The 13,033-nt window shown below is 66.3% G+C and carries 5 protein-coding genes; 4 read left to right on the top strand and 1 reads right to left on the bottom strand.

All coding sequences use genetic code 11. The features are described 5' to 3' along the window. Positions 1–168: 168 nt before the first annotated feature. Complete coding sequence (locus tag ACFWP3_RS30080; RefSeq protein ID WP_384227221.1) at positions 169–4,065, bottom strand: FG-GAP-like repeat-containing protein; 3,897 nt, start codon at positions 4,063–4,065, stop codon at positions 169–171. Between the two features lie 462 nt (positions 4,066–4,527). Here ACFWP3_RS30080 and ACFWP3_RS30085 point away from each other — a divergent pair, with 462 nt between their 5' ends. The 4 genes from ACFWP3_RS30085 to ACFWP3_RS30100 all read left to right on the top strand — a co-directional run bounded on the left by ACFWP3_RS30085 (position 4,528) and on the right by ACFWP3_RS30100 (position 12,911). Continuing rightward, the gene (locus tag ACFWP3_RS30085; protein ID WP_384227223.1) at positions 4,528–10,764 is read left to right on the top strand and encodes an RHS repeat domain-containing protein; all 6,237 of its coding nucleotides are present in this window, start codon (positions 4,528–4,530) and stop codon (positions 10,762–10,764) included. A gap of 24 nt (positions 10,765–10,788) precedes the next feature. Beyond that, on the top strand, positions 10,789–11,244 hold the full coding sequence (locus ACFWP3_RS30090) for a hypothetical protein (RefSeq protein WP_384227226.1): 456 nt from the start codon (positions 10,789–10,791) through the stop codon (positions 11,242–11,244). A 348-nt stretch (positions 11,245–11,592) separates the two neighbouring features. Continuing rightward, positions 11,593–11,940 carry a GntR family transcriptional regulator gene (locus tag ACFWP3_RS30095; RefSeq protein ID WP_384227229.1) on the top strand — a complete coding sequence of 116 codons (348 nt, stop codon included), beginning with the start codon at positions 11,593–11,595 and terminating at the stop codon, positions 11,938–11,940. Continuing rightward, on the top strand, positions 11,937–12,911 hold the full coding sequence (locus ACFWP3_RS30100) for a DUF1648 domain-containing protein (RefSeq protein WP_384227232.1): 975 nt from the start codon (positions 11,937–11,939) through the stop codon (positions 12,909–12,911). The genes ACFWP3_RS30095 and ACFWP3_RS30100 overlap by 4 nt, the downstream gene beginning before the upstream one ends. Positions 12,912–13,033 lie beyond the last annotated feature (122 nt).

Here is a 13,033-nt window from a genome sequence, read left to right on the forward strand (position 1 = left end):
GGCGGTCTACGAGGCCCTCGCGCCGCTGCTGCCCGCCAGCGGGAGCCGCGCCCCCGCCGGCCCGCTCGACCCCACCCCCCCCATCCTGCCCCCCCCCGCCCCCGGGCCCCCCCCGGGCACCCCCCAACCCCCCCCCCCCACCCCTCCTTCACCCAATGCCGGTCCGGGTCAGAGAACGATGTCGACTCCGGTCCAACCGGTACCGATCACCGTGGTGCCGGTGTCGAGGAAGTCGTGGAGCTCCCCGGTCCGCTTCACCCCCACCTGCTCCGGCTTTCCATCGCTGTTGAGGTCGCTGACGTACGGCGTCCACTCTCCCAACCACCAGCCCTCACCGACGACGGTGGGATTGCCGAGGCTGATGGAACCACTGCTGGTGTTCGGGTACAGGTAGAGCTTGCTGTCGTCGCGGTGCGCCAGGACATCGATCTTGTTGTCGTTGTTGAGGTCGGCGAACCGCAGGATGGGCCAGCTGGCAGGCCACCAGCCGACACCGATGGAGACGCGGCTGTCGAGGGTGTCGGTGCCGATGCTGCCCTTGTGCGGGTAGACCCACAGGTTGCCGTCGCTGCCGCGCCCGATGAGGTCGGTGCGGCCGTCGCCGTTCATGTCCCCGAAGCCGAGGTCCGTGTAGGAGTTCCAGCCCACCCCGATCAGGACCGCGTTGTTGAACGTCCCAGTGCCCGTTCTGCCCGTGCCCGGGTACAGGTACAGGTTTCCGAAGCGGTCACGGCCCACGATGTCGGAGTACCCGTCGTTGTTGAGGTCCGCGGTGTGCAGGCTCGTCCAGTGGTCGACCCACCAGCCGTTGCCCGCCAGATAGCGCTCGCCCAGCGTGCTGGAGCTCGTACCGCCGGTTCCCGGGTAGATCCAGAGGTTGCCGTTGGCGTCACGGACCGCCACGTCCGTGTAGCCGTCGCCGTTGTAGTCCGGCCGGCTCTGCGTACCGCTGCTCCACAGGCTCTGCCCGGAGGGGTTGTAGAGCACGAGGGCACCGCGGGGCTGGAGCATCGCGTACGAGCCCGCGATGTTGGTCTTGCTGCTCCACAGAGCGGTCTTGCCGTCGGCCGCGTACACGACGAAGTTGCCGTCGGTCTGCATACGGGCGGTGGCCCCGGGGTGCTTGTTGGTCCTGGTTGCCCAGAGCGCCTTGTTGTCCTTGTTCAGCAGTACGAGATTGCCGTCGGACTGCATGACCAGCTTGCCGTTGCCGCTGGAGAACTCCTGTCCCGAGGCCAGAGTCGTCCCGGCCGGCATGCGCGCGCCAGGGACGCCGTCGATCTGGAACGGGGTGCCGAAGGATCCGATCGTAGAGCCGTCGGAGGTGGTCTTGCCGGGCAAGCCGACCATGGTGTTGTCGGCTTGGCGGGCCCACAGGTCGGAGACGTTGTCGCCGTTGAGGTCACCGGCCGAGCTGACCTGCGGATGGCTTGCCTGAGGCATGCCGGAGCCCACCTTGGTGCGGGCGAGCGTGCCCCAGGTGGCCAGGTCGACCGTCTCGTTCGGATCCTGGCTCTTCTTTCCGTGGGTGCTCAGGATGTCGCCGCTGGCGTTGTCCCGCAGCCACAAGTCGGGGACGCCGTCCTTGTTGATGTCGCCGGGGGCGATGACCGTGTACTTGTCCCAGTCGGTACCGCCTACGAGCACGGGCGGGACGTCGTCCAGGTTGCCCCAGATGGAGTTGAAGTACGCGTAGAGCTTGTTCCCCTGCTTGACAAGGATGTCCGGAATCTCATCGCCGTCGAGCCGGCCGGGGGCGATGATCTGGTCTGCGTTGGACCAGTGGTTCTCATCGATCCTGCCAACGGTCTTCTCGATGGGGTCGTTCTTCACGCTCCCCTTACCGTTGTTGCCGTAGACCCACAGCGTTTTGCCCGGCAAACCGGCCCGCTGCTCGAGTGACAGCATGTCGTTGTATCCGTCGTCGTCCCAGTCACCCAGAGTGGCGACCTGGGAGCGGGCGAACGAACCGGTGGAGCTGACCGTCGCGGAGAACCGGCCGCTGCCCTGGCCGGCGTATGTGAGGAGACTGCCGAACAGGTCGCTGCTCCAGATGTCGCGGTGGCCGTCCCCGTTGAGGTCGTTGGGCACGTCCTTCGCCGCCGCGCGTGCCGCGTAGAACTTGTACACGGCGGTGTCGGAGCGATTCCCGGCGGCGTCCTGGGTGAAGGCGTAGACGAAGTGCGGGCCTGCGCCGGGCGGGGTGAGCTTCGCTGTGAACGAAGCGCCTGCGGCGACGGAGGTGCTCTTCACCTCGGGGTCCCAGTCGGTGTAGTAGCCGTACCAGACGACGTCCTTGTCACCGTTGGCGGACAGGACGAAGCTTCCCTCCTGCCGGGCCTTTCCGGTGCCGGCCGGCCAGCCGTTCGTGCCGTCGGGGAAGAGGGTCGAGCTGATCTTGGGCGCGTCGGCCGGGCGGAGGCGGTCCACGGTGAACTTGCACGTCTGGGACCAACCCGACTGGGCGCCGTCCTGGTCGGTCGTACGTGCCCGCCAGGTGTAGCTGCCGTCAAGCAGTGATGCGTCCGGGACGTTCCACGTGGCGACCCTGCCGTTGTTGGCCGCGAGGGTCTGGGTGATGGCGGGTGTGCTCTCGCCGGCCCTGAAGACCTGGAACTCGGTGTTCAGGTTCCCGGAATCACGGTCGGAGACCGTCGCGTACAGACCGATGGTGGTGTTGCCGATGGAGCCGCCCTGCTCGCAGGGCACCCACGGTGAGGTTCCCGGATCGGACGGCGTGTTCGGCGGGTTGTTGTACTCGATCTCCAGCGTGACGGTCTTGGGATCGAACCGCTTCCAGTGGTACTCGTCGCTCTCATTGGACGCGTACAGGCCCACGGTCATGCTGGACCAACCGTTGGTCGCCGCTTCCTGGACGCCGCTGGTGGCGTTGAACTCCAGGTTGCCGGCGGCGCACTCGGGCCGGCCCTTGGCGGCGTTCACGAAGTCGAGCTTCTTGAGCCGGTTGGGCTGCTGCTTCCAGGTGGTTTCCGACGAGATGGAGTTGGTGGTCCACAGCTCCACGGGCTTGGGGATGCACGACCAGGACCAGGTCTCCTTGATCCGGAACGTCGCCTTCGAGACCTGTGCACCCCTGACGGCAGAGGTGTCGAGCTGGAAGAAGGTCCGAGAGAGACCGTTGGTGTCCTTCTCGTAGCCGACCCGCACGTCCTCCTTGGTGTTCCAGTAGGAGTTGTTCTCCCACGTGCGGTAGGCCCACGCCCAGTTCTGCCGCTCGCCCCAGGCCACCGACGGGTCGATGTACACGGGGTACTTCGTCGAGGCGTTCGCCAGCAGCCCCTGGTCGGGCTTGATCTCCAGATTGCCCCCCGTGATGGTGGTGGGCATCTGTGCGTTCTTGGCCCCGGACGGAGTCACGAAGACTTCTCCCGGGGTGGCGCTAGTCCCGGAATCGGCAGCCGTCGCAGCCGCTGCGCGCGCGGGTGCCTCAGAGCCTCCGGCGGTGGTGGTGGAGTCCCACATCGCCGGGTTCGGTGAGCTGAAGACCACCTCACCGGCCGGATTCACCGCCGTCAGCAGCCCCGTCGTCGTGTTCCTGGTGACGTTCAGACCCACGGTGTCGAGCTTGAACTTCAACGTCGCGAGGTCAGGGTGCTTTGCCGCGGCAGCGGTCTTCACCACCAGCAGCTGGGAGAAGCCCTCGACCTCGGCCTTCACCTGAAGGTCGACATCCGGGAGCACGTTGGCGTACGTCGCCACGTTCGCGGCGAGTGTCGGCTTCGGCAATGCCTTCGGCCAGGTCAGCGACAGGGTTCGGCCGTTCTTCACCCCCGTCAGCAGCGGACCGGTGCCCCCGCCTGAGAAGGCGATCGCAACGGCCGACGCCTTCGGCTTCACCTTCCCGTCCGTCGCGAACTCCAGCGTCGGATCGGTCGGGACCCAGCCCCCGGCGCGTCGGACGCGCACGGTCGTCCCGTGCCGCTTGACCGACCACTTGCCCGTCGGCAGCGCCCAGGTGTCCGACGTCTCGGTCCGAGCAGAGGTCAACTCATAAGGCTGACCAGTCTCCTTGGCCTTGGCGAGCGCGAAGTCCGCTGCGCTCATCGAACCCTCCGCGACTGGGTCCGTGACAGCTTCCGCAATCGTCGACGGAGTTATTGCAGTCAATGCGGTAGCAGTTATTCCGCTTACCAAGACCATCGCAATAACTCGCGGAATCCCCCGCCCGCCCGGCATGCCGAGCAGGGCCTCTCTTCTTTTCACGCGCACTCCATCTGTCCGGATATCCGCGGAGACTCTACCTGGAATCCATGGGTTTCAAGGATGGTTTGACCTGATATTTTTGGGTCGTTTTACCTCATCTGTCGCGTTGATCCATTAGGCCTGCTTTGCGGCAGCAGGAGCCGGTGCGCTATGAAATTCAGCCGCTGACGGGACGTCGGAATCAAGTCAAATGCGAACTGTTAGCCTGCGCCAGAAAAACTTTCTAGAACCATGGGGTGGGGTGTGAGAACATTTTCCAAGAGGGGGCTTTCTGTGGCGTTGGCCGCAGCAGTCCTCTCAGGTATGCTCCCGAGCGCCATTGCCGTAGCTGACAGCAAATCCAAGCCGTCGCTGCCGCAGCTCAAGCAACCAAAGGCAGTACCGGTCCAGCCCGTCCGCACCGGCGGATCGAAGAAGACCGATGACGCGGGCGCCGTTGCGTGGAAGGCGCCGAACATCACCTGGCCGGCGGCCGGCTCGGCGGAAGTCGATCTGACAGCAGGCCAGGGACCCGTTTCGAAATCGTTCCTGTCAGGCGCTGCCCGGGGCCCGGCCGTCGGTTCCGCCTCTCAGCAGGCGGGCGGGCTCCCGGTCGCGGTCTACGTCGCTCCCGGCAGGGCGGCCGAAGCACCGTCGAAGGTCAAGGTCTCTGTCGTCGGCAAAGACGCGGGGCGCGAGGCGGGCATCGACGGCGTGCTGCTGACGGTGGGCCGCTCGGACGGGGCTGCGCGGTCCGCGGCGGCGAAGGTCGAGGTGGACTACAACTCCTTCCGGGCAGCCTACGGCGGCGACTACGCCGCCCGGCTGCGCCTGGTGGAGCTTCCGGCGTGTGCGTTGACGACTCCCGAGCTCGCGGAGTGCCGCACGCAGAAGCCGCTGCAGACGCACAACGACACGCGTACGGGCAAGGTCTCGGCCCAGGTGACGACGCCGGGTCTCGACTCCTCGGCCAAGTCCGCGAGCATGTCGTCGAGGGCGGCCGCGGCAACCGCGGGCGGCGCGACCGTCCTGGCCGTAACGGCCGGCGACGCGGGTCCGACGGGTGACTACAAGGCGACCTCGCTGCAGGCCTCCGGTTCCTGGAGCGCGGGCGGCGCTACGGGAGGCTTCTCCTGGTCCTACCCGGTGTCGACGCCCGCCGTTCCCGGCGGGCTGGCCCCGCAGATCGCGCTCGGCTACAACTCCCAGTCCGTCGACGGCCGCACGGGCATGTCCAACAGCCAGGGCTCGTGGATCGGTGACGGTTGGAACTGGGAACCCGGTTTCATCGAGCGCAGGTACAAGCCCTGCAACGATGACAAGACCGGCGGCACGAACACCGCCAAGGTCGGCGACCAGTGCTGGTTCAACGACAACGCCACATTGTCGTTGGGAGGTAAGTCGACCGAGCTCGTCTACGAGCAGGGCAAGGGGTGGCACCCGGCCGCCGACTCGGGCGAGAAGGTCGAGAAGCTCACCGGTGCCGTCAACGGCGACAACGACGGCGAGCACTGGAAGATCACCACGACTGACGGCACGCAGTACTTCTTCGGTCTGAACCGACTGCCGGGCTGGAAGGACGCCTCCACGCCGACCACGAACTCGGCGTGGACCGCGCCCGTCTTCGGCAACCAGATGGGGGAACCCTGCTACAACGCCTCGTTCGCGAGCGCGTCGTGCAAGCAGGCATGGCGCTGGCAGCTCGACTACGTCGTAGCCCCAGGTGGCGACGCGATGGCGTACTACTGGAAGACCGAGACCAACAACTACGGCCGCGACTTCTCGGAGACCACCGGAAAGGCCACGGTCACCCAGTACATCCGCGGCGGCTGGCTGGACCACATCGACTACGGGCTGCGATCCGATGCCGTCTACAGCGGCAAGGCCATGGGCAAGGTGCAGTTCGGGGTCAGCGAGCGCTGCCTCACCTCCTGCGGCACCTTCGACGAGGCCAATGCCAAGAACTGGCCGGATTCCCCGTACGACCTGTTCTGCAAGGACGGCTCAACGGAGTGCAAGGGCCAGTACTCGCCGACATTCTGGTCGCGCGTACGCCTGACGGACATCCAGACCAAGGTCCTCACCGGCGGCGCGTACCAGGACGTCGACTCCTGGACCCTGGACCAGAACTTTCCGCCGGCAGGCGACGGCATCTCCACGCCGATGTGGCTGAAGTCCATCACCCGCACCGCGAAGGGCGGCGCCGCGGAGGACATTCCGCTCGATCCCGTCACCTTCACGGGTGAGCAGCGTCCCAACCGGGTGGACAAGACCGGCGACGGCCTGGCCCCCTATGTCCGGCTGCGGATGTCTCAGGTCAACACCGAAACCGGCGGCACCATCGGCGTCACCTACTCACAGCAGGACTGCACCCCCACCACGCTCCCGTCCGCGGACGCCACGAACACGACCCGGTGCTTCCCGGTCAAGTGGGTGTGGGAGGGCGATGACGCCAAGCTCGACTGGTTCAACAGCTACGTCGTCACCCAGATAGTGGAAGGCGACAACCTCGCATCGACGCCCGACCAGGTGACCTCGTACACCTACGTCGGCGGAGCGGCCTGGGACAAGGACACGAGCGAGTTCACCAAGGCCGAGGACCGCGTCCACTCCGTCGCCCGCGGCTACGGACTCGTCCAGACCCGCACCGGCGCCGCCAACGACCCCCGCACGCTGTCCGAGACCCGCTACTTCCGCGGCCTCGACGGCAAGGAGGTCAAGGACGGCACCGGAGCCGCGGTCATCGACCGGCCCGAGTTCGCCGGGATGGTCCGCGAGACGTCCACCTACGACGGCGACGACACCGCAAAGCTCGTCAGCGCGACGTCCAGCATCCCGTGGCGCTCGGGTGAGGTGGCCAAACGACTGCGACCCGGCCTGCCGAACCTCGTCTCCTACAAGACGAACGTCGAGAAGGAATCGACCCGCACCACCGTCACCGGCGGCATCCGCACGACCGAGACCAGCCGCCACTTCGACGACTACGGCATGGTCGACTGGCAGTCGAGTACCGGCGACACGGCCAAGACGGGCGACGAATCCTGCACCCGGACCACCTACGCACGCAACACCGCCACGTGGATCCTGGACAGGCAGAGCCGCGTCGAAACCGTCGCGCTTCCCTGCGAGACTTCAGGAGCCGTCCCGGCCGACGTCATCAGCGACACCCGGACCTACTTCGACAACGGCACGCTCGGCACGGTCCCGAGCCTGGGCCTGGTGACGAAGACAGAGAAGGTCAACGGCAAGGGTGACGGCTACGACACCACCTCGAGCATCCCGTCCACCTGCGGCGCGGCCAAGAACCAGCTCTGCTACGACACGTACCGCCGTGCGCTGGCTGCCGCCGACGCCTACGGCAAGGTGACCACCACCGCGTACACGCCGGCCACGGGCGAGGTTCCGACCGCGATGACGGCGACGAACCCGCTGGGTCACACCGTCACCAGCCGGCTCGACCCGCTGCGCGGTCAGGCGACCAAGGTCACCGACCCCAATGGCAAAGTCGTCACGACCGCGTACGACGCCCTGGGCCGGGTGACGAAGGTATGGGTCCCGAACTGGACCGCGGAAGCCGCCCCGGACCTGCCGAGCCGTGTCTTCGAGTACACCGTCCGCAACGACGGGCCCAACGTCGTCACCTCCAAGACGCTGACGCACGACTACAAGTACTCCATCGTCCACTCCATCCAGGACGGTCTGCTGCGCGAGCGTCAGACGCAGACCCAGTCGCCCGATCTGGCCGGCCGTCTGATCACGGAAACCTTCTACGACACCCGCGGCCTGGCCTGGCGCACCTCCGGCACGTACTACGCCGACGGCACGCCCTCGCCCGATCTGGTAACGGGACAGGAGCTCCACTACCCGGCCTCCACCGACACCCTCTTCGACGGCGCAGGCCGCCCGACGGCGGTCATCGCGAAGAAGTTCGGTACGGAGACCAAGCTCACCACGACCAGCTACACCGGCGACACCACCACGGTCAGCCCGCCTGCGGGCGGCACCACGTCCACCATCGTCGTCGACGCCATGGGCCGCACGGTGGAGGCCAAGCAGTACACGGACCCGGCTCGCACCACCTCACAGTCGACCCTGTACACCTACAACAAGCTCGGACAACTGGCCCAGGTCACCGACCCGGGCAACGCGAAGTGGACGTACACCTACGACGTCCGCGGCCGCCAGATCGAGGCGAACGACCCCGACAAGGGCGTCACCAAGACGGCCTACGACGCCGGAGACCGCGTCACCGACGTCACCGACGCCCGCGGCGTGACCCTGCACACCGACTACGACGACCTCGGGCGTCCCGTCGCCACCAAGCAGGGCTCGACGACGCTGACCTCTTCCGTCTACGACACCGTCGCCAAGGGCCAGCCCGCCAAGTCCACGCGCTACGTGGACGGCAAGGGCTACACCTCGGAGGTCCTCGCCTACAACGACCTCTACCAACCGCTCGAAACACAGGTCACGATCCCGTCCACCCCGGACACCGGGGCCATGGCCGGCACCTACAAGTGGACCAACACCTACAACATCTCAGGCCAGACCCTCACGACCCGGCATCCCGCGATGGGTGACATGCCGGCCGAGACCGTAGGCCAGACCTACAAGTCGGTCTCCGGCCTTCTCAACAACATGGGTGCCGGCAGCAGCCGCCTCGTGTCGGCGATGACGTACGACCACTACGGCCGCACCATCCGCGAGGAACTCGGTGCTTCCGGCCAACGCCTCTACCGGTCGGCCGAGTACGACGAGCACACCGGCGCGCTCACACGCGCCTACGCCGATCGAGACCTCGCCCCACAGCGGATCGAGGACACCAAGTACACCAATGACCCCGTCGGAAATCTGACCGCGATCGCCACGGCCTACGGGCAGGACGCCACCCGGACGACCGACACCCAGTGCGTCAACCTCGACGCCTTGCGGCGCATCACCCAGGCCTGGACCAACACGGGCGAGAGCTGCGCGGCCGCTCCGTCGGCATCCGTCATCGGCGGCGAGGACCCGTACTGGACCACGTACACCTACGACGCGGTTGGCAACCGAAAGACCGAGACCAAGCACAAGACCGCCTCGGGCCCGACCGCGGACACCATCCGCACCTACGCTCCCTCGACCCCCGGAAAGCACGACCTTCCCAAGGTCACGCAGACCGGCACCAGCCCGCACGACGAAACCTTCACCTACGACGAGGTGGGCAACACCAAGACCCGCAAGAGCGGTACCGGTGAAACCCAGTACCTCTCCTGGGACGCGGAAGGACACCTCAAGTCCATCATCCAAGGCACTACCACCAACTCGTTCATCTACGACACGTCCGGTAACCGCCTCCTGCGCAAGGAGAAGGACGCCACCACGCTCTACCTGCCGTCCGGCAACGAGCTGAAGCTCGGCAAGGCGGGCACGGTCACCGGCACCCGCTACTACGGCGGCGTGGCGATGCGCACGGGCGGCAAGCTCATGTTCACCCTTGCCGACCACCACAACACGGCGACCACTCAGATCACCGCCGATGCGGCCCAGACGGTCACTCGCCGCACAACGGGCCTGTTCGGCGAGACCCGCGGCACCCAGCCGACGACGTGGACGGGCGAGAAGACCTTCGTCGGAGGCATCAAGGACACCGACAGCGGCCTGACCCACATCGGAGCCCGCGAGTACGACCCCCTGATCGGCCGATTCATCTCCGTCGACCCGATCATGGACCTGGCCGACTCCCAGCAACTCCACGGCTACACGTACTCGAACCAGAATCCCCTGACGTACTGGGACCCCGACGGCCTGAAACTCGAAGAGTGCGCCAGCGGCATGTACCAGTGCACGAACGGTGGAACGCGTCCAGACGACAGCCGCGGCCCCAGCAAGCGCTATGGTCAGATAGTCCACGAGAACCGAGCGGTGGAGAAGCGGCACCGAACCAACCGGGTCAATTATGCGAAGGGGACGATTCGCAGCGGCGGAAAATTGAATCGCGGCGAGATCTTGATGCTCGGGCGATACTTCGAAGAGGAATACAAACTCACCACGAAGTGGCCCTACGGTGTGAATGAAGCTGGCAAGCATCCGTGGGTCGGCAATCCCAATGCTGGCGGTTCGGTTCCAGTGGATAAAATGGGCGTGGCTGAGAAGGAAGTGTGCTACGCCCCATCAACCGCCTGCTGGCATGCGAAGAAGATTATGGACTGGTCCTGGGATGTTTCCGCAGCGGAGACAGACCCTTCGGTTGACAGGAACGCATACCGTCACGCCTTGTGGCAGGGGCGCCTCGCGTTGGAGCTCGGCAGTAAGAAGGCCGAGGAATTCGGTGACGCCCACGAGGCGTACCATGACTTCAGGGAGCAGCCTGATCACGTGGCCGACCTGTACAACAACTTCCAAGCCCGAGCAATCGCTGATCGTGTCGTTCGGGAGACGGCGGCAAGCCACGAGTTCCCCGTTATGTGGCTGAAATCTGACGGATTCGCCCCACTGATCGCGGCAGCCAAGGCGTTCGCCTCCTCCGATCAGATGGCTGTCGGGGCCGATTTCCCTTCGCCGATCCTCCCAGGGAAGTAATGGGCTGAAGAGCAAAGGAGAATCGTGAAACGAAAACCAGTCATGTTCTTTTTGCTGGGCCTGTTCGTGTTCATCGGGGGTGCGGCTGTCGTCTCGATCAGGGAGTCTGAAGTCCCGGATCGCGAGCGAACTCTCAAAAACTCGGACGTAGTCGGAATCTGGGAGGGCTCGAAGGGTGGGCGAATTGAACTCAAAGAAGACGGCAAGGTTGTACTGAGTAAGATTCGCCATGACCCGTTGTGCGCCTCGTCAGCCGGGGCGGACTCTCTGGGCAAGGTTTCAGCAGAAGGGGTTTGGCAGTTCGGTCGATATCCAGATGAAGGGCCAGGGGTGCGGATTGAATACGGGGTGGGTGATTCACAGCCCGCCGCCTGTACGATCTGGGCCGTCTGGATCGGCAAAACCCCCGAAGAGCTGGTTTATCTACTGCATGATGACGCCAACGGCGAGCGATTCAAGAGGCCGTTGAGTCAGGGCTGACGGAATAGCCGCCGGCCACAACACGGGCCCCCGCCGAATCGCCGGCGGGGGCCCGACTGTGCACCTGGACGAGGGAACACAGCGCGGTACTCCACTCCTGGCCATGCCTCACCCAATAGACCTGCAGGCATCCCCGATCGTGGCCGTCCGCGCCGCACGGAGGATCGAGGTCGCTGCTGAGCGGGTGATGCCCTCAGTCGGCGCTTCGATGGGGGCTTCGATCTCGGCGTCATTCAGGACGTGGACGCCGCCCGGGAGTCGTTATCGCCCTGCAGCCTCTGTCGGCCGGTCCGCTGGCCTTGAAGATCCACATCCAGAGAAGACGATGGTGCTACGATCAATAGCATTATGCTGCTGAGACTGGACATCGCCGACAGCCGGCCCTTGCACGAGCAGGTGGCGGGCGCGATCCGGCGCGCCATCGCTGACGGGGAGTGCCGGCCGGGGGACCGGCTGCCGCCCGCCCGCGATCTCTCCCGGGCCCTGGGCGTCAACGCCAACACCGTGCTGCGGGGCCTCCGGACCCTTCGGGACGAGGGGGTGCTGGAGTTCCGGCGGGGCCGCGGGGTGACGGTCGCCGAAGGCGCGGACCAGCGGTCCGAACTGCTGGACAGGGCGCGTCAGCTGGTCGCCGACGCGGCACGTCAGGGCTACAGCAAGAGCGAACTCATCGAACTGATCAGGGGGCTTTCGTGAACGACCGTACGAAGCGGACCAACGGTGCGCGCTGGGGTGCGGCGATATGGGCAGCGGGCGTTCTGGCCGCGCTGGCCGCTTTCCCGCAGGCGTCGAGCAGTCGCTTGCCGGAGCGTCTGGCCACGCACTGGGGTGGAAATTCCCCCGACGGGTCGATGCCGTTGTGGGCGGTGTCGTTGTTCCCCGCCCTGATCTGGGCGGTCCTGGCGCTGTCCGTCACCTTCGCGGCCCGCCGGGGGGGCGTCGCCGCAAGGCCGTGGGTCGGTGTGACGCTGCTGTCGGGCGGCGTGTTCCTCGTGGGTGTCCAGGCGTCCATCGTGCGTGCCAATCTGGACCGGGCCGATTGGCACGAGGCCGGCTCCGTCGGCATGGGGGTCACCTTCACCGTCGTGGCGGCGACGGCTGCCGGTGTGCTGGGGTGGCTGGCGGGCCGCCGTGGCGGCGCCCCGGCCTCCGGCGAGGCGACCGACGGCGCGAGGAAGATGGAGATCCCCGAGGGGGAGCGTTTCGTCTGGCTTTCCCGTGCGTCGAACCCTTGGCTCCACCTGACCGCCGCCCTCACCGGTCTTGTGGCCGCGGCCGCCGTGCTGGCCGCCGTCGGCGGGCTGATCGACCTGCAGTGGGCGCTGATCGCACCCTTCGCGATCGCCTCGATCCTCGTACTCTTCTGCTCTTCGGTGCAGGCCCGGGTGACGGAGAAGGGGCTGGACGTCGCCTTCGGGCCGCTCGGCTGGCCCGTACGCAGCTGGGCCGCCCAGGACATCGAATCGGCGCGGGCGGAGTCCCGGACGCCCGCGCAGGTCGGCGGCTGGGGCTACCGGCTCAGCGGTCTGGGAACGACCGTGATGCTCCGGGCCGGCGAATGCCTGGTCATCCACCCCCGCAAGGGTACGGAGTTCGCGGTGAGCGTCGACGACGCCGAGCGCGGTGCCGCGTTGCTCAACTCCCTCTCCAGCCGACAGGCGGACTGATCAATTCAGCCAATCTGACTGAATGTATTCACCAACACGTCTCGGCTGAGGCCCGCTAAGAATCCGCAGAGTCAACCCCGCTCGCGATGGATGGCCTGATTCATCCCTGAAGATCACCGGAA

The organism is Streptomyces sp. NPDC058525, from assembly GCF_042719495.1.
GTDB lineage: Bacteria > Actinomycetota > Actinomycetes > Streptomycetales > Streptomycetaceae > Streptomyces.

Bases quoted from the DNA above. Each gene is read 5' to 3' on its own strand.
- ACFWP3_RS30095 (WP_384227229.1), top strand. From the start codon at position 11,593: ATGCTGCTGAGACTGGACATCGCCGACAGCCGGCCCTTGCACGAGCAG.
- ACFWP3_RS30085 (WP_384227223.1), top strand. From the start codon at position 4,528: ATGCTCCCGAGCGCCATTGCCGTAGCTGACAGCAAATCCAAGCCGTCG.
- ACFWP3_RS30080 (WP_384227221.1), bottom strand. From the start codon at position 4,065: ATGAGCGCAGCGGACTTCGCGCTCGCCAAGGCCAAGGAGACTGGTCAG.